13 protein-coding genes and 1 pseudogene are annotated in these 19,393 nt (G+C 37.6%); 6 read left to right on the top strand and 8 right to left on the bottom strand.

The features are described from left to right. Positions 1-283: 283 nt before the first annotated feature. A pseudogene (locus tag F6K15_RS09280) lies at positions 284-502 on the top strand (hypothetical protein); the annotation flags it as partial. A 129-nt stretch (positions 503-631) separates the two neighbouring features. Here the strand turns inward: F6K15_RS09280 and F6K15_RS09285 are convergent. From F6K15_RS09285 to F6K15_RS09305, 5 genes are all read right to left on the bottom strand, one after another. Continuing rightward, entirely contained in the window at positions 632-2,842 is a 2,211-nt protein-coding gene (locus tag F6K15_RS09285) for a phosphoketolase (protein WP_293060137.1), read from the bottom strand. Between the two features lie 581 nt (positions 2,843-3,423). Beyond that, positions 3,424-3,915 (bottom strand): YajQ family cyclic di-GMP-binding protein, encoded by a 492-nt coding sequence (locus F6K15_RS09290; protein ID WP_287276035.1) that lies wholly within the window; start codon positions 3,913-3,915, stop codon positions 3,424-3,426. A 344-nt stretch (positions 3,916-4,259) separates the two neighbouring features. After that, positions 4,260-5,471, bottom strand: coding sequence for an RNA-guided endonuclease TnpB family protein (locus tag F6K15_RS09295; RefSeq protein ID WP_293060191.1), 1,212 nt, complete (start codon positions 5,469-5,471; stop codon positions 4,260-4,262). A gap of 135 nt (positions 5,472-5,606) precedes the next feature. After that, positions 5,607-6,029, bottom strand: coding sequence for an MAPEG family protein (locus tag F6K15_RS09300; protein WP_293060143.1), 423 nt, complete (start codon positions 6,027-6,029; stop codon positions 5,607-5,609). A gap of 13 nt (positions 6,030-6,042) precedes the next feature. Then, the gene (locus F6K15_RS09305) at positions 6,043-6,546 is read right to left on the bottom strand and encodes a DNA recombination-mediator protein A (RefSeq protein WP_293060146.1); all 504 of its coding nucleotides are present in this window, start codon (positions 6,544-6,546) and stop codon (positions 6,043-6,045) included. 86 nt (positions 6,547-6,632) lie between these two features. Between F6K15_RS09305 and F6K15_RS09310 the strand changes: the two genes are divergently transcribed. After that, positions 6,633-8,087, top strand: coding sequence for a carotenoid oxygenase family protein (locus tag F6K15_RS09310; protein ID WP_293060149.1), 1,455 nt, complete (start codon positions 6,633-6,635; stop codon positions 8,085-8,087). 420 nt (positions 8,088-8,507) lie between these two features. Here F6K15_RS09310 and F6K15_RS09315 read toward each other — a convergent pair whose 3' ends face one another. After that, the gene (locus F6K15_RS09315) at positions 8,508-9,584 is read right to left on the bottom strand and encodes a phosphotransacetylase family protein (RefSeq protein ID WP_293060151.1); all 1,077 of its coding nucleotides are present in this window, start codon (positions 9,582-9,584) and stop codon (positions 8,508-8,510) included. Between the two features lie 383 nt (positions 9,585-9,967). Next, on the bottom strand, positions 9,968-10,339 hold the full coding sequence (gene ebsA, locus F6K15_RS09320; RefSeq protein ID WP_293060154.1) for a type IV pilus biogenesis protein EbsA: 372 nt from the start codon (positions 10,337-10,339) through the stop codon (positions 9,968-9,970). Between the two features lie 894 nt (positions 10,340-11,233). On the opposite strand from ebsA, the gene F6K15_RS09325 reads away from it, so the two are divergent. From F6K15_RS09325 to F6K15_RS09335, 3 genes are all read left to right on the top strand, one after another. Continuing rightward, positions 11,234-12,739 carry a glycosyltransferase family 2 protein gene (locus tag F6K15_RS09325; protein ID WP_293060157.1) on the top strand — a complete coding sequence of 502 codons (1,506 nt, stop codon included), beginning with the start codon at positions 11,234-11,236 and terminating at the stop codon, positions 12,737-12,739. A gap of 1,242 nt (positions 12,740-13,981) precedes the next feature. Continuing rightward, positions 13,982-15,199: a succinate--CoA ligase subunit beta gene (locus F6K15_RS09330; protein WP_293060159.1), complete on the top strand. Its 1,218-nt coding sequence runs from the start codon at positions 13,982-13,984 to the stop codon at positions 15,197-15,199. Positions 15,200-15,335: 136 nt separating this feature from the next. After that, positions 15,336-16,238, top strand: a complete 903-nt coding sequence (locus tag F6K15_RS09335; RefSeq protein WP_293060161.1) for a CoA-binding protein — start codon at positions 15,336-15,338, stop codon at positions 16,236-16,238. Positions 16,239-16,618: 380 nt separating this feature from the next. Here F6K15_RS09335 and hisIE read toward each other — a convergent pair whose 3' ends face one another. Further along, positions 16,619-17,287, bottom strand: a complete 669-nt coding sequence (hisIE, locus tag F6K15_RS09340; RefSeq protein WP_293060164.1) for a bifunctional phosphoribosyl-AMP cyclohydrolase/phosphoribosyl-ATP diphosphatase HisIE — start codon at positions 17,285-17,287, stop codon at positions 16,619-16,621. Positions 17,288-17,564: 277 nt separating this feature from the next. On the opposite strand from hisIE, the gene hemL reads away from it, so the two are divergent. Then, on the top strand, positions 17,565-18,863 hold the full coding sequence (gene hemL / locus F6K15_RS09345) for a glutamate-1-semialdehyde 2,1-aminomutase (protein WP_293060194.1): 1,299 nt from the start codon (positions 17,565-17,567) through the stop codon (positions 18,861-18,863). Positions 18,864-19,393: the final 530 nt, after the last annotated feature.

Here is a 19,393-nt window from a genome sequence, read left to right on the forward strand (position 1 = left end):
CAATCAGCTCGCAATCTTAAATACACCAAAAATCAAAAAAAAATCCTATTTCCTATTATCCTAAATATTCTTTTTCTTCCCTGTTAACTGTTACCTATTACCGTTTATTTAAACTATTCAACCGCACATAATATTATCAGGACTTACGCAAATTCACCTTGCAAGCGCCATATGTAGGGGCGAATGGCATTCGCCCTCACCCTATTTAGTATCCGTGCGTAAGTCCTGATTATAAAATCCATGCTACTCTAAAAAAATGAAAACACAAAATAGGGGGCTAACAATGACTACAGAAACATCTCCCAAAACCGAGTTACCAACCGAAGTAACTCCCGACTGGGAACCACCCATGCCACCTACAGACTTAATCTTTGATGATGGAGAACTCTTGGAAAGCAAACGTCACCGTATTGCCATGAATTCTCTGATTAATTCGTTGTATTACTATTGGTCAGACCGCAGCGACTTTTTTGCGGGTGGTAATATGTTTATTTATTACAGTATTAGATTACTAGGTCGGGGGCGGGTTTACTCAGTCATGGGTGATATTTTCACTTAACGCGGAACCCGCCCCTACTATTGCAACATTTTAGATGAAACAGTCCACTACGACTCAGATTAACTCATCATTTCAATTCAACAATTCGATCGCTCGTTCCTTCAACGCCTCAGCCGTGATACCATTAAAAGCCATCACCTGACCAGCACTTGAAGCAGTCTCACCACGACGCCAAGCAAAGGTATCCCGCTTAACCTGACTCCGTAACATAATTGGTTCCAACATCAAACTTGCGCCACCAGTCACCCCGATCAACACATCACCACCGAATAACTTTTCAAAGCCAGCATCATCTAAAAATCCGCCATCAGCTTCAGAGCAAGTATCCCAACCTGTATCCTGGGGACGATACAAACGTCGGGGGTTAATTACAGAAACTATCCGCACGCCAACACCTTCAGCTTCCAGAGCAGCAGCAGCTTCAAATACTGGAATTAATGGCATATCTCCCACCACTGCAAACACAACAGTTTTATCCCCGGCAACCTCAGACAAAACAACAGCACCATCCTGCAACCCTTGTCTTGTCTGCTCAAAAGTAGTCCGAATAGGTAACGGTGACTTACTCGCAGTAATAGTCACACCCTTATTCTTAGTAGTCAATGCCCAATCATAACAAACTTGAATACTATTAGCATCGGGTGGAAACAGTGCGAATACATTACCATTGCGCATCATTGCTGCAAAGTAAGCCTCAATTTCCGGACGTTGATGGGTCCAACCGTTGCGTCCCTGTTCCAATGCACCCGCAGTAAATAATGTAATTGTTGAAGGAGTGAGATGACGTAACTCTGCCATTGCTTGGGTAACAGTCTGCCAAATAGGTACACCGTTAATAGCAAAAGATTCATAAGAACACCAAACTGTACGCGCTCCCATTAAAGCTAGACCCGCAGCCATACCAGCACAAGCATCTTCGCTCAAAGGTTCATAAACCTGACCTTTCGGACCTTGGAAATAAAGGTCGTCAGAGGTGGGGTGAATAATTTTCAACGCCTGGTTGACATTATTAATACCCGATGCAGCATTACCGTCAGCATTTGTGAGCAAGAAATTAGGGTCTTTTTGCCCGACGTGAGCTATTAATGCTCCCATTGCAGTTGTCGCAACTTTCTTTTCTCCACCAACTGGAAATTCTTCCAAAGGCAGTGTTCCTAAATCTGATAGTGGGTATTCAAATTCAGTAACAACTGTTTTAGAAGCAGGACCCCCACCAGCACGTTCGCAATTTTTCCGGACTAATTCCCAACCTGCCACTGGTAAAGCACGTTCTTTGAGAGCGTCGATCATGTGGGGACTGTCGAGAGTATCTTTAGGATAGAGGTTATGAGATTTTGAACCTCTAGCATGAACCCCTGTACCCTTAAGTTGTTTGATAATAAAAATGGTGAGTGTGCCACCGAGAGCAGATTTTGCAGCTTTGTCAACATTTTCTAATACAGCTTTGGTAAACTCTAAGCGCTTTTCAAAAGAGAAAGCACTGCTATCTATATAATCACCTGCTTGGTTTTTGTCATCAAAGTCTTTGGCATCTACCAGTATTACTTCTGCAAAACCGTTGCCTTTCCAATAGGCAATCATTTCTTCATTGGTTTTGGTAGATACCATGCTATGGTGTTCTTGACTGTAACCATTCCACACTAATACTGGTAAAAAGTTGGTAACATCAGGATAAGCAGTATTAAAGTGTGCCATGGCGCTGACTGGGTATGGTTCGCCCATACCACCATCTCCCATGGTAAATGGAAATAGAGTGTCACGGTGTAATAATGCTGCTGCCATGGCGAAGTGTTGCCCTTGACCCAGTGGTCCGGCAGGGTTTAAAAGTCCTGGGATGCAGCCAGATAAGTGTCCGAGAAGTCCGTGCATTTCCCGGAAGCGATCGCGCATTTGCTGTACTGTGGAAATTTCCATGTCTTCTAGGGAGCGGTCTAGAAATGCTGCGCTATAAAAACCGGGGGCATGGTGTCCGACTTCTGTCATAATATTTTTGTAGCCTAACATTACCAGTGCTGCATAAGCTTCAGCTTGACTAGCAAAACCACCAGGGTGTCCGGATGCTTTGCTGCCTGTGACTTGTAGCATGAGGTAACGGAGAGCATCAGCATAGAGGAGAGTTTGATATACGCCAGCAGGGTCGTTTGGTGAAGCGATCGCTTTACTTCCTTCTGCTATTGCTGGAGTATTACCGTGGGTCTCGAAATCAGGCCAAGCTTCTCCAAAGTATTGGATACCTTCGCAAAAATCTGGAACTGTTGTTGGTTTTGGCGTTGTTGCAGTCATAGAAATTTATCTGTATTTTTATCTCTTTAATTTTCAGTTAACAATAATTTAACATCTACGGGGATCGATGTTAATTTCTTTTACTTTGCATAGTAATAAGCTCTAGCAATGTTTATTAAGTTATATCTAAATTGAAAAAAACTTAACAGTTCAAGTCATTAGAAAATCAAAAAGATAACTAGATAAGAATATGACTCCGACACAACTACCAATGCCAAAAGCTTATACTCTGATTCAACACCTCCAAGTGGGTGGCTTAGTTATTGACATTTTTGTATAAATGTGGTAAGACTCTGATGCAGAAGGGAAAATTGCCGATCAATTCAAACCCCAAGCAATTTTAAGCATTTTAATCAGCTCCCAGAGAATTTCATCTTTTGAAATTCAAAACAATCAAAATTATCCCGAAAATATCCAACACCAGGATATTACTCGAGATATTCCATAGAAATTAAGGTAAATTGTTATAGCAGTAGAAGCAAAGGCTAGGACAGATCAAAAGCTTAAAACTCAGACAACGTAATACTTTTTCTTATTCCTTCTTCCTTCTTCCTTCTTCCTTCTTCCTTCTGCTATCTAAATTAACGATAATTTGTAAATTGTAATGGCACAGGTAAATCTTCTTCTTTTAACCTTTGCATTACTGCTTGTAAATCATCTTTAGACTTAGCAGAAATTCTGACAGAATCACCCTGAATAGATGCTTGTACTTTCTTAAATTCATCTTTAATCAACTTAGTTATTTTTTTAGAAATTTCTTGAGTAAGACCTTTTTGCAATTTAACTTCTTGCCTAACTCTACCGCCACTAGCAGATTCTACCTTACCAAAATCAAATATCTTTAACGATAAATTACGTTTTGCTGCTTTAGTTTGTAAAACAGTATGAACTGCATCTAAAGCAAATTGACTACTGGTATTAATAGTAATTGTATCTTCTGCCAATTCTAATGTCGTATTAGAATCCTTCAAATCATAACGAGCTTTTATTTCTCGCTCTGCTTGGTCTATAGAATTAACTAATTCTTGTCTATCAAAATCGCTGACTATATCAAAAGATGATGTAGATGCCATAATTATTCAATATAATATATTACTTTTGTTTAACTTTAACTATGAAAAATTTAACTACATTAATATAGCAGTGGCAGAAAAGGTTAGGACAGTTAAAAAGTTTAAAACTCAGACAAATTAATACTTTTCCTTCTTTCTTCTTCCTTGTTCCTTTTGCTATACCATGAATTAATTTGAGATTTTTGATTGAAAAAAAACTCTTTATATCGTTTATATTTCAGGTCTTGGTATTAGAAATTTTTTTCCTAATACCAACAACAAATAGTATTACATTTCAATTTTAATTGAGAAACAGAGAAGATCCTACATTAAGCCAGAATCATAGAGTGAACTACCCCAACTTGCTATGCTGAAGTTGGGGCTTCTGAACTCACAGGGGAATGCCTCAAGACTGACTTATGCCCACCTTTTGGTCTTACTTCCCCTCCTTCAGCAGCAGTCCTGGTTCCCAAGACCGATAATTGTCTGATGCCTTCTGTTCTTATGTTCTTACTGGCATTTTCATCCCTATCGTGATGTGTGCCACAACTAGGACAAGTCCATTCTCTCACATCTAATGGCATTTCTGACATTTGGTAAAGACAATTACAGCAAGTTTTAGAACTAGGAAACCATCTGTCAATTTCTATTAACAAACCTCCTTTTTGTTGTAGTTTATAGTCAAGGAAATTGACAAATATTCCCCATCCCACATCAGATATTGCTTTAGCTAGCTTATGATTACAAACCATACCCTTGATATTCAAATTCTCAACGACCACTACCTGATTATCATTGACGATTTTTCTGGATAATTTATGTAGAAAGTCTTGACGGGCATTGCTAATACGTTCGTGAATTCTAGCCACTAGCTGACGAGCTTTTTGTCTTGAAATACTTCCTTTTTTCTTACGAGCTAATTTAGCTTGTTTTCTAGCTAAGTTTTTCTGATGTTTTTGATGGTATTTCGGGTTAGCATATTTTGCAGTTTTACTACCATCATGGGTGATACAAAAATCTTTTAATCCCAGATCGATACCAACAACCTTACCTGTTAACACCACTTCCGGAGTTTGTTGTTCAGTGTCGAACAATAATGAGGCATAATACTTTCGGGTAGGTGTTTTAGTTATAGTTACAGTTTTTAATTGACCGTCAAATAATCTATGAATTGAGGCTTTAATTACTCCTACTTGAGGGATTTTTACTCCATTGTCAACTACAGATGTGTTTTGGGGATATTGTGCTGATTGTCTACCGTGATAGGACTTGAATCTAGGATACTTAGCCCTTTTTTCAAAAAAGTTCTTAAATGCCTTGGTTAGATTCAGGGTTGTTGACTGCAAAACTTGAGAATAACATTCTTTCAACCATGCAGTTTCTTGTGACTTTTTTAGTTTGGGCAAAACTTGATTTAGAGCAACTTGGCTTAATCCTTTGCCTGTTTGTTGATAAGTTTCATTGCACAGGTTTAAGGCATAATTCCACCACCATCTAGTACACCCCATGACTTGAGTTAGTTTTTGGGATTGTTCTAATGATGGGTATATTCTGACTTTGATGGCTCTGTACAAAATAGGGCAGAAAAACTCAGGTTGACAATAAATTATTATGGCACAAGAAAAGCTGAAAGTGTTGGCTCCTACAGATTATCCACTGGTCGCAATTCATCCCCACCCTATAGAGGGATGGGGAATTATTGGGACATGGGATTAAAAATTATTAATACTAATCAAACTGAGAATAAATAAAATAGCACTACCAGAAGAGCTAACAACAAACATTAGCGATCGCCCAATAGGCACATTCAAAATATAAAATATCGAATAAAAAAATCGCCCAACGACAAAAGCAACTGCTGCTCCTATTGCCCAAATAGAATCTTGTTGTGTTAAATATGCCATCAAAGAAGCTGCTGTAAACACAATAAAAGTCTCAAAAGAATTTTGATGTGCCCAAGTTGCCCTCTTAGCATAATCAGGCAATTTTTCAAACATAGCTCTGGGCGCACCTAGGTCATAGCCTACTTTAACACGACCGTAGGCCACTACTAAAAAAGGTGCGTAGACTAGCACTACTCCTATTACTATGCAATCTAGTAATATCGATGATGCTGGTAACTCCAACAAACTCATTTTTTTTGTTATATTAATCTAGATAGAACAGAGTTACTACTTTACGTTGTTCTTCTGCATCTTGACAAGTCTTCAAAAGAGTATTACTTTCGTGAAAAGCAAAGCAAATAAGCTGTTGGCATCGAGAAATAATTTCCTGATTACATATAGAGCTTGCTTCAGCTAAAGATAATTGATCGTTTTTAGGATTTTCCACTAAATGAATAACCTTATCCAATTCTTGGCGAGATTCTCTTGGCTGCCGTTTCATACTTTGAGGTAAAATAACAGTAACTAAGTTAGGATCGGCTCTCATTGCCCCCCGAACTACTGCTAAATTAGTACCTGTTGCCCCTGATGTAATAACATGATTAGATCCTAAAACCAAGGCATAACTTAACAACTCAATTAATTGTTGATGAGTAATAGGAACATGACGAGAACCCAAAATAGCAATTCGTTTAGAACCTGTTTGTTGGATTGCTAAAAGTTCCTCTAAAAAATCATCTACCTTGGGAATATCAATTGATTGACTCAAAGATTTTATCTACTGTAATAAAATTGCCTAGAGGATTATAACAATTAAATATATTTTTGTACATCAATCTGTAGGAAAAATAACAATTGATCGTTAAAAATAGATCGTTCAAAACTCCAGCATGGGCAAAGGCTTTTACTCAACCAGCTCAAGAATTCCCACCTACTACCCTACCAATTATTTCTGGTGTTGTCCCCTCTGGACTGAGAGGTTGTTTATATAGAAATGGTCCTGCTAGACTATCACGGAATCAACAGCAAGTAGGACATTGGTTTGATGGAGATGGTGCAATTCTAGCAGTGCATTTTAATTCTTCTTTTCTAGAAAATCAAGAACCTTGGGCTACTTATCGTTATGTGCAAACAGCAGGGTATCAGCTTGAGACAGAAAAAGAAAAATTTATTTTTGGTGGCTATGGAATGAACCCTCCAGGAAATCTGTGGGATAAGCTCACTCAACCAATAAAAAATGCTGCTAATACCTCAGTTTTGGCTTTGCCAGACCGTCTTTTAGCCCTATGGGAAGGTGGACATCCCCACACTCTCAATTTGGAAACTTTGGCAACTTTGGGACTAGAAGATTTAGGAGGCTTAGAAAATCATCAAAGCTATTCAGCTCATCCTAAAATAGATAGTGCCACAGGTGACATCTATAACTTTGGAGTAACTCCTGGACTAAATAGCTCGCTCAATATCTATCGCAGTGATAGTACTGGAAAAATTCAGCAAAAAGGTCTGATTCCTATATCTGGCGTCCCTCTAATTCACGATTTTGTTTTAGCAGGTCCATATCTAATATTTTTTATTTCACCAGTACGTTTAAAACTACTGCCAGCTTTTACAAAGATAAAAAGCTTTAGTGATGCTTTAACCTGGCAACCAGAGCTAGGAACACAGATTTTACTGGTCGATCGCTCATCTCTACAACTTATTAGTCGTCAAGAAACAGAACCCTGGTTCCAGTGGCACTTTGGCAATAGTTATGTAGACTCAGATGGCACAATATTAGTTTACTTAATTCGCTATGCAGATTTTAACCAAACAAATAAGTACCTTCAAGAAGTACCTACTGGCCAAACCCATACTCCTGCTCATGGGATATTCTGGCAGATACGTCTAGACCCTAAATCTGGTAGTATCATTGAAAGTGATAAATTATTAGATATTCCCTGTGAGTTTCCTACTGTTGCTCCTGCTGAAGTTGGAAAACCATCTCGCTTTAGTTATTTGGCAGTACATAAACCAGGAATAGATATTAGTCAAGAAATGTTTGGGGCGATCGCCTGTTTCGACCATCACAAAAATACCCTTACTACCACCAATTTAAGGCCCAATTGCTATCCTATGGAACCTATCTATGCTCCTGATGCTGAAGATGATCAGAAAGGATGGGTATTAACTGTTATTTTTGACGGTGAGCACAACTGTAGTGAGGTCTGGATATTTGATAGTTCCAAATTAGATGCCGAACCTGTTTGTCGGTTAGCCTTACCAGAAGTTATACCAATGGGTTTCCACGGTACCTGGAGTCATTTCAGTTAACAGTTATCAGTTATCAGTTATCAGTGTACCTCTTGCTGTTTGCGCAGCATGACAAAGGTCAAGCAAGAGGCTTGATATCAGGAATATTCTCTTATCTTAGTAAATCAATTCTGTTTTAAAGGAGAGGTAATTGTTAATTAGGGCTTGCTGATTAAATCTGAAAGTATTGACTGATATTGGCTTTAGCATTTTTGGGTTGAAAAAAGTACCAGCTTTTTTGTGGAAAAAGCTCAAAAAGCTAGTATTTTGCGATGATTATGGAAGAAAAATTGTCCCTCAATTTTTCCAACTACCTCCTCTATAATCCCCTTTCCTCCTGACTCCTGACTCCTGACTCCTGACTCCTGACTCCTACCCTTACCCACAAGACTTTTTCAGCAAACCCTAATTATTAATTATTAATTATTAATTATTAATTATTTAATCTACTCCTAGCTGAAAATGATTGAGCAAATACTCAAAGTCGAACTCTTGGGCCATTAACCTATTGACACATTCTACTTTCACAGGTTCGTGTAGACGGACACTACCAAAAGTTCTATCTATAATTTCCACAGTAGATAAAGTATCATAGTCCACTGACAAAACAGGCACTTCCACATACTCAGCACGACGTAACACTAACTCATCCGGAGGCAGTTGCCCAGTTAAAATGAGACAATGGGTAGAAGTCTCTAAAGCTGCTAGTTGAATATCTGTGCGATCGCCTCCGGTAACTACTGCCATATTTGTAGCTTTCCGGAAATATTTAATCGCTGCACTAACACTCATTGCGCCAATTGTCAAGCTTTCTACCATTAAATCCAGGCGGTCAGGGCGACAAAGTACCTGGGCGTTTAATTGCTTAACTAATTCTGCCACTGTGACACTGCGTAAGAGACTGCTTCTGGGCAATACTCCTAATACAGGAATGTTTCTAGATTCTAGAAAAGGTTTAACTAAAGTAGTTACTGTTTCTTGTGCTGCTAGTGGTACATCATTAATAACCACACCCAACAGAGAACTACCCAAACGTTGTTTAGCTGAAAGTAAAGAGTCTATATAGGAACCTGAATTTGGACGAGCCACCAAAATTACGGCAGCATTAAGAATTTCCGCAACTTGTACTAAGGATAATTCAAATAGATTACCCTCATCTAAATTACTTGGTCCTTCTAATAAAACTAAATTTTCTCCTTCTACCTGTAGATATTGGGCTAGAGATTTTTGATAATCAGTGTTGTCCTCTCCAAGCAAACGCTTTGTGATAGTACTTTCATCCAGCATGAACAGAGTTGGCCGAATACTATTTTCTGAAAGCTTGAGAGTTTCAGTAATGAACTGTACATCAGCATCAATTTCTACAGATGCTGAATTTAAAGAGTTTCCCAAGGGTTTTCCATAAGCAATACTTATCCCTTGCTGTTGCAGCTTATGGGCTACTCCTAAAGTAATTGTAGATTTGCCACTGTAAGCTTCGGTCGATCCAATTAGCAAATAATTGCCAGATTTTGCCACACCCTCACTCCCGCAATCAATAAACTTTTGATATCCTCACCACGCCACCTTTACGAAGGATGGACGCTGAACTTGCTTGACAGCATACCGAGAGCGACATTTAGTTGGATTTTACCATAACCCTTCAGTTGCTGGCTCATTCCCTATTTTAACTTATAATGAGTGTATATTGCTGCCAGCTTAGGTGAGTATTTATACTTATTTTATCACAATATAAAAATGCTGTCCCTAGAAAGGGGGTGGCTTCTGACCCAAAAAGTTTGGTCAATATTATTTGGATTTTATCTTCAAATTCTCTGGATGAAAAATATTAATTTTTTTTGGCAATCAAAAATATTATTTTTAGAGTAAGCTTTCAATCAGGAATTAAATTTTAAGATTAGTTACTCATAGCGAAGCAGTTTTCCATAGAAATTCTTAGAAAAATCTACATTACGAGTACGATGATAAATGAGCAATACATCGATTAAAGAATCAACAAATTCATAAGTGGCCATTGTTGTATCATAACTAAGTTCTTGATTACCATCAAACTGCATTCTGCAACGAGTTATGTCTGCTGGTAATATAGAGACATTCCAGGTGACAACAAAAGGTATATTCTCTCCTCCTTCAATATATCTAGCTCCTTCAATACTTTTTTGCTTGTAAAGACTAATAGCATGAGCTAGGTATTTACGTCTGTTATCTGGGTAATAGGGAGTGTAAACTGCTACTTCCCCTTTTTCGGCTGGCTTTAATTGATTAATTGACATCCTCTACTATCCTAATATCCATTCCCCGGAAATTATATTATAAGTAACTATAGTGTCAATGTATAAAAGCTAATTGAAGTAAATGTTTTAGCTGACATAAAAAATCAGCTCTAAAACTTTATATTAGGTGTGGTACAGCAATTGTTCGCCAAACTACTCTCTACATTCTTCACTGAACAAAGACCATATTTTTGACACTCACCCGTTAAATCAGAAATGATAATGAGCTATTCTTGGCTCAAATACACTTAACTAGATTAATCAAATTATTCTGATTAATCCTCGTCAGTACGTCTCATCAAGCATTTTCATTACCGAATAATTAAGGTAAAAATCCTCTCCTTGATCAGGAGAAACAAGCAGTCGATCTTCGTAGCTTTCCCGTAGGGTGGGATGGCTATCTTCGGAGCGGCTCTGATAAGAGCGGGCCTTGGAGCCATATCCATGAGACCAAGAGAGAAAAAAATTTCCTTTGAGTCAATCCTATCCGTTTTCAAGGAGAGGTAATTGTTAATTATTAATTATTAATTGTTGAAGGTATACCCTACCTGAAAGTATCTAGTTTGTATTTCTTTTAAAGTTCTACGGTAACTAAGGTTTTCGAGTTACCAACCACATACTTTAACTATTTAGATTTCTAAGTACTGTCTGTTTTTTTGACAGCCCACATTACTGGATACAAATCATTTACTAATCTTATCATGGATTGGAAAAAGCTCAATTTCTTTTTTGGTCAAAATTCATCACCCGTTAATTTTAATGAGTATTTTTTTGGGAAAAATTTAACAGGTGTCCTCTTTTGGCATTTAAGATAGTTTTTTCAGGCAGAATTAGGTTAGTCTCTTAAAAAATAAGAAAATTATTAGCGATCGGATATTTAAGATAAATTTAGTTATGCCGAACAGTTATTGGCCCAAAAACGATTATTATCAGGAAACCCAAATTCATCAAAACGATAAATTCTGTAATGAACAGCAAAATAATCAGGCAGCAGAAACTCAGAAATGCTTAGACCAGACTCAAATAAAACAACAAAATGAAGTGTTAAATAGTCATCAGAATATTTACGATGGTCGTAGACGTAAAGCAGCAATTATGTCATTTCTGATTTGGACCACTACTATCGCCCTACACTTACTTTCCTGGGGATATTGGGTAATTTTAGGTCTGACAGGTTTACTATCAGTTCAACTTTTGAGAATACTATTCGCTAAACCAAAATTACCTCCAAAACCTCTATCAGAAGAAAATTCGACCGACTGGCCTTATGTCTCTCTATTAGTAGCAGCTAAAAATGAAGAAGCTGTAATTAGTAAACTGGTAAAAAATATCTTTACTTTAGATTATCCAACCAATAATTACGAACTTTGGGTAATAGATGATAATAGCACAGATCAAACCCCTATGTTGTTAGAACAGTTGGCGAAAGAATATCAGCAACTCAATGTTATTAGGAGAAGTCCAGATGCCAGTGGAGGTAAATCAGGCGCTCTCAATACTGCTATACCTTTGATTAGGGGAGAAATTTTAGGAGTGTTTGATGCAGATGCAGAGATAACACCAGATCTACTCCGAAAGGTAGTACCACTTTTTGCCAGAGAAGAAGTAGGAGCAGTACAAGTTAGAAAAGCGATCGCCAATGCTGGTCTAAATTTTTGGACAAAAGGCCAATCACGAGAAATGGCTCTAGATAGCTTCTTTCAGGAACAACGAATTGCAATTGGTGGGGTTGGTGAACTCAGGGGGAATGGCCAATTTGTACGTTTGAACGCCCTCGAAGAGTGTGGGGGGTGGAATGAACAGACTATTACTGATGATTTAGATTTAACAATTCGCCTACACTTAAATCAATGGGATATAGATTTTCTCAGTTTTCCAGCAGTAATGGAGGAAGGGGTAACTAACACAAAAGCTTTGTGGCATCAACGTTCCCGATGGGCAGAGGGTGGATATCAGCGTTATCTAGACTACTGGCAATTGATTTTGCGTAACCGAATGAAATTTGGTAAGACTTGGGATTTATGGCAATTTTTGGTGACACAATATCTAATATCGGTTGCTGCTGTACCTGATTTCCTGATGGCAATAATTTTGCGTCGTTTACCCATCACCAGTCCTTTGACTGTGTTTACTGTAACAGTTTCCGTATTGGGAATGTTTATCGGTTTACGTCGAACCAGGAAACAAGAAAAGAGTATCGTTAAAGAAGGGAAGTTGGACTTTGTTTCTGAGAAAGAACATCCGTTGTCTATACTACTTACTTTTTTAGAAAGTGTGGGAGGAACTTTTTATATGTTGCATTGGTTTATAGTGATGGGCGCTACTATTACCCGGATGTCTATATTACCTAAGCGACTAAAATGGGTAAAAACAATTCATCAAGGGGATTGGGAAAGTTAAAAATTTAGGGGCGTTGGTAAATTAGTGTATGATATTAATCTTAATTACTTAGGAGTCAGGAGTAGGGGCGTTAACGATAGTTATGCGCAAGATTTCGGCCGTTCGCCCCTACAGGAGTCAGGAGGGAAGAAAGAAGAAGTAAACAGGAGTAGAAGGAGAAAGTTTTTTGTTCGCCTCAGCGGAACGGAGTTCTATGGCGTTCTGATCCGGACATGATATCATACCTCAAATCACCAACACCAATTTAGGTTATAGCAAGGAACGAGTTGCTAAAGGTAGAGATTAATGATGAACTGTAAGACAGGGAAATGTTTTTCTCGCTGTTGCCTTTGGTCTATCTTGGTACGCTATTAGGTGCGTCTGTCGCCGGTGCGGGGTTGCACCGCTGTTGTCCTGTTCCCTGCTCTATTATCCAGTTACTTAGTTTGATGGTAAGTTAGATCGACTCTTACTAATGTTTTTAATGGGACTTCTTAAACAAAACAGAGTTATAAAATAGTCTAAAATATATATAGGCAGAGGGTTTAACGTCAAAAAGATATAAATTCTTAACTCTCAAGAGTTTTCCTAGGTCATGCTGCGCAAACAGTCATTTTTTCCACCATAAAATGTCTAAGTACCATTAATAGATAAGTATCACAGATGAAATATATATCATGTCTAAGTATCATTAATAGATAAGTATCACAGATGAAATATGTAACAATTCTATTTCTAAACTGTGAAACCTAAATTTTCTGTTATTTACAGGACTTACCCATGAGGTACGAAAAACTAGGACTTGAGATTGCTTTCCGTTCCGGAATGCTACGCAAACCCTATAAGTCGCTTCGGACGGAAAAACCTTGAGGTGCGTAAGTCCTAATTTAATTAAAATCGCAATACTCAAAGTTATAAGTATAACAATTTTTCAGATTTAGAATTGCTAAAATTATCATAGATTAATAAATTGATTAATTTATATTAAATTAATTTCAATTATTTCCAATAGTAATATATATAAAAATGAATTATACAAATCCCGCAATCAACAAACAGGAATAAATAGAGCATTCCCTGTTTTAAAAGAAATAATTATGCTCCGGCAATATGATTAATTAATAATTTTAGAAAAATCAGATTTGATTCAAACTATTAAGTATATTCACAAACATAATAGCTGCAAAAATTATCAAATAAATACTCAGATAACTTAAAAAAAATCATATTATCAACCTCAGAAAATTAAACGTTAAAATTAGTATGGATTTATTAGAATATCAGGCCAAAGCTTTGTTTAGTGGGATGGGAATTCCTGTTTTGCCATCTCAAAGAATAGATTATCCTAAAGATTTAAAAAAATTAAAAATACCTTATCCAGTCGTACTTAAATCTCAAGTTCATGCTGGAGAAAGAAGTAGCTTAGGTGGAATTAAATTTGTTGAAAATACAATTGATGCTGTGGCAGCAGCTCAGGCAATTTTTAATTTGCCGATAGAAGATGAGTATCCAGAAGTTTTATTGGCAGAAGCAAAATATAATGCTAATCAAGAATTATATCTAGCAGTTGTTTTAGACCCAATAGTACGCCGTCCTGTACTTCTCGGTTCAGCACAAGGAGGTATTGATACAGAAGCAGCAATGACAAGGATGCAACAGGTAGTTGTTAATCAACAATTTTCTCCTTTTTATGCACGTCGTCTGATGGTAAAAATTGGACTCGAAGGAAAACTGATAGAATTAGTTAGTCATATAGTGGAGAAAATGTATCAATTATTTATAGAAAAGGATTTAGATTTAGTAGAAATTAATCCTCTAGGTGTGAGTCCTACAGGAGAAGTAATGGCTTTAGATGGTAAAGTAAGTGTTAACGATCGTGCTCTAGGTCGTCATCTAGAATTAGTAAATTTAGTTGGCAAAAATATTACGAATAATGATGAAATTCAAGAGAAACAAGTAAGTAAAATAGACAAAAATTCTTTATTAATTACAAATAATACCAATGCAGTAGCTAATGAAAAAATTATTCCAGATTATCAACTAAAGTTTACAGAATTACAAGGAAATATCGGGATTTTATGTAATGGTGAAGGTTTAACAATGGCTACTGTTGATTTGGTAATGGAAGCTAATGGAAAACCAGCAAATTTTCTGAATATTAAATTGGGTGATTATTTGGAGGTCAAGGATAGTTTACGAATAAAAATGTTTGCTGCTTTGGATTTAGTTAGTCAAAAGGAAAATGTCAAAGTAGTATTAGTGAATTTTCTAGGTATAGTTCAGACAAGTGATGAGTTGATTACTATAATTTATGAGTATTTGAATAATTTAAAAACTATGAGTAAGGGTAATATTATGTTTATACTGCGTTTATTAGGAGGTGAAGTGAGTATAGCTAAAGAACGTTTATTAGGTCTACCAGTAGAGGTAATAGAAAATTTAGAAGATGCAGTTACTCAAGCTGTTTCTTTAGCTAAGTAGTGGTAATCAGAAAGGAAATTACATATAATTTGAACTCGAATATCATTAAAAGTAATAAATAAAAACCTTTTACTGATAAGGATTGATAACGATGGCCTGCTCAATAAATGCCTATACAAATAAGGGCTGAAGAATTATGAATTTAACTCCAGATAGTAAGGTAATAGTTCAGGGTTTTACAGAAAAAATATCTACCCAAATAGCCTTAATGATGAAGTCCTATGGAACAAATGTAGTAGCAGGTATTAGTCCTGGGGAAGGGGGACAAGAATGGTCTGGTATACCTGTATTTAGTTTGGTAGAACAGGCAGTGGCCAAAGTGGGCATTATTGATACCACTTTGATAGTTGTGCCTGCTTATCGGGTATTAGATGCTAGTTTAGAGGCGATCGCTTCTGGTATTAAACAAATAGTCATCGTTACAGAAGGAGTGCCACCTTTAGATATGGTCCAGTTATTGAGAAAAGCGGAGGCTACAGAAACTCTGATTGTTGGACCTAACTGTGCAGGTATTATCGTGCCGGATAAATTGCTGCTGGGCACTCATCCAACTCAGTTTTACACTCCAGGCCCAGTGGGAATTATTAGTCGCAGCAATACTCTTACTTATGAAGTAGCTTGGGAATTAACAAAGTCAAGATTTGGTCAATCTATTTGTGTTAGTATTGGTTGCGATCCAATTGTTGGTTCTTCTTTTTTGCAGTGGTTACAAATATTAGATGAGGATGACCGTACAGAGTTAATTGTTTTAGTAGGAGAAGTTGGTGGTGCAAGTGAGGAAATGGCAGCTTCTTATATTTCAGAAACAATTGATAAACCTGTAGTTGCTTATATTGCTGGTATTTATGCTCCAATAAATCAAAATTATAGTCACGCTAGTAGTTTAATTAGTGCTAGAAACTCAAGGAGAAAACATAATTTCCACGATCAGATGAAGAGTAAAATCGCAGCTTTTAAAGAATTTAAAATACCATTAGCAAAACGACCTTCGGAAATTCCTAGCTTAGTGAAATATGCACTAGAAAAAAAGTATGTTTAATTGAATTTTTGACTAATAACTAATTAGTCGAAGTTAATGAAGTTTAAATTTTTGTAATTTAAGGATCTCGCTGTTTAATTTCGTTGTCATGCCAAAGTAAAATCCATGAAGTCCAAATTATACCAGTAATAACTAGGTTAATTCTGATCGCCGGCTTTGTTGCACAAAGATGGAGTGTTGCGATCGCAAATTTCATGCAACAAAGCCATAATAATTATTAGAGTTGTTGGGAATTAAGCTAAAAAAATGGCTAAAACCCTTATTGGTCAAAGTTTATAGTGTTTTTCAGTTCTATAATCCTGAAAACTTTATAGAATAAGCTTTTGAGCATTGTTCAATTTTTATTTCCCAACAACTCTATTAATTGTTGAACAAGTTACCTATTTATAGTATTTATTTTTTGGTCTCCTTTCATCCAACTTCCGATATACATCTCGCAATTCAACATTATGCTGGGCTAGAGCAACTAAAGTATGGTAAAACAAATCTGCTACTTCCGAAGCGATCGCCTCTTTCTCATCATCCTTACACGCCATTACCACCTCAGCTGACTCTTCCCCAATTTTCTTTAGAATCTTATTATCTCCCCCAGCAAATAATTTACAAGTATAGGAACTTTCCTGGGGATGGTCGCGGCGATCGCAAATCACATCAAAAAGCTGAGATAACATATCCGCAGGTGGCTTGACAACCTCCCCATCCACCAGATGAAAACAACTCCTCTCTCCCTTATGGCAGGCAATATCTCCTACCTGTTCGACTCCCACTAACAAAGTATCACTATCGCAGTCGTAGCGTATCCACTGAATATTCTGAAAATGACCGGAAGTTGCGCCTTTATGCCAAAACTCCTGACGAGAACGACTCCAAAACCAAGTTTGTGCTGTTTCTAGAGTTTTTTGCAATGATTCCTGATTCATCCAGGCCATCATTAATACTGTACCATCTAAATAATCTTGAACAATAGCAGGCACAAGTCCTTGTTCATTGTAACGAACCTGCTCCACTGGAATTGATTGACTTAAAGCTACTGGTTCGGAGGTAGACATAATTTGCCAAAAAAATCTATTTGTATACTCGAAGTCTAGGATATCTTCTAAGTATTTTCTGAATATTTAATTTTAAGTTTTAATTTATTTTTTTATCGCCCATATCATACCATCAATAAATTGTCAAAAAAAGCTTCATAATTCTCCAAGATTAACTATAAATATGCCCCTAGGGCAATGATACAATTACCTAAATATACATAAGGTTTATTTTAATTTGGTGATAACATAAAATCCCCCGTAGGGATTGAAACAAACACAAATGAAGGAGATTAACTTGGTAGTTACTACACTCAACACAACTAAATCTGAAGAAATTTTTGCAGCAGCCCAAAAACTCATGCCTGGGGGAGTAAGTTCCCCGGTCAGAGCATTTAAGTCTGTTGGTGGCCAACCAATTGTATTTGATCGAGTCAAGGGAGCATATATCTGGGATGTTGATGGCAATCAATATATTGACTATGTTGGTACTTGGGGACCAGCTATCTGTGGTCATGCTCACCGAGATGTATTAAATTCTCTCAAAGAAGTTCTGGAAAAAGGCACTAGCTTTGGCGCACCCTGTGCTTTAGAAAATATCTTGGCTGAAATGGTTATTGATGCTGTACCTAGCATTGAAATGGTCCGCTTTGTCAATTCTGGTACAGAAGCTTGTATGGCTGTACTGCGTTTAATGAGAGCTTTTACAGGTAGAGACAAAGTCATAAAATTTGAAGGTTGTTATCATGGCCACGCTGATATGTTCCTTGTTAAAGCTGGTTCTGGTGTGGCAACTCTGGGTCTGCCAGACTCTCCTGGAGTCCCTAAGTCTGTTACTAGCAATACCTTAACTGCTCCCTACAACGACTTAGAAGCAGTTAAGCAACTTTTTGCTGACAACCCTGGCCAAATTTCTGGTGTGATCCTTGAACCAGTAGTTGGTAACTCTGGATTTATTACCCCAGATGCAGGTTTCTTGGAAGGGTTACGGATGATTACCAAGGACAATGATGCTTTACTGGTGTTTGACGAAGTTATGACTGGCTTTCGTATTGCTTATGGTGGTGCTCAGGAAAAATTTCAGGTTACTCCAGACCTAACAACTTTAGGTAAAATTATTGGTGGTGGTTTGCCTGTAGGAGCTTATGGTGGTCGCGAGGATATTATGTCGATGGTAGCTCCAGCAGGCCCAATGTATCAAGCAGGTACTCTGTCTGGTAATCCTCTAGCTATGACTGCTGGTATTAAGACTCTGGAGTTACTAAAGGAACCAGGTACTTATGAACAGTTGGATAAAATTACTAAAAGACTTGCTGATGGATTGTTAGAGCTTGGTAAAGAAACTGGTAATCCTATTTGTGGTGGGTATATTAGCGCAATGTTTGGTATCTTTTTCAATAAAGGCCCAGTTCACGATTATGATGATGCCAAAAAGTCTGATTTGAGCAAGTTTAGCAAGTTCCATCGTGGAATGTTGGAGCGAGGAATTTATTTAGCTCCTTCTCAGTTTGAGGCAGGTTTTACTTCTTTAGCTCACACAGAGGAAGATATTGACAAAACTTTAGCTGCAGCAAAAGAAGTTATGTCTGGTCTTTGACATACTCCCGACGTTCGCTTGAGTGACAACGCGGGATTTTTCAACTCGCACGCGGAGTTGCAGTTTATATAGAGATGATGTCCTTCCCCTGTCTCCCTCAGTATACCATGTTCTAGCTCTCCCATACGGCGCTGAATCGAATATTACAGCGCGGGACTTCCCGCCAGGAAAGTAAAACAAATGGGTAATTGATGATTTTTAAGTTGATCATTACCCATTACTTATAGATAATTTTTTTGGGTACGGAGACTCGAAGTCGGAACAAACAAAATTCTTCTTTACCGAAAAATTGGGTTTAAAGCCTCCCCCTAAAAGGGGGACTTTATGTTATGCTCGAAACAGCGCAAAGGTATTCAACCGCTCTAAAAACCTATAGCTACTTAACTGTAGCGTTTGCACCTTGAAAACTGCGGTCAGACCCCGCGTCGCCGTTAGGCGCAAGCGGTCGGACCCCGCGACGACGCCAGTCGCAAGGGAACGCCGACCAAGAGAGGGAATGCTGACCAAGAGAAGAGTTATGGGGTTTTGCA

The organism is Okeania sp. SIO2B3 (genome assembly GCF_010672525.1).
Classification (GTDB): Bacteria; Cyanobacteriota; Cyanobacteriia; order Cyanobacteriales; family Microcoleaceae; genus Okeania.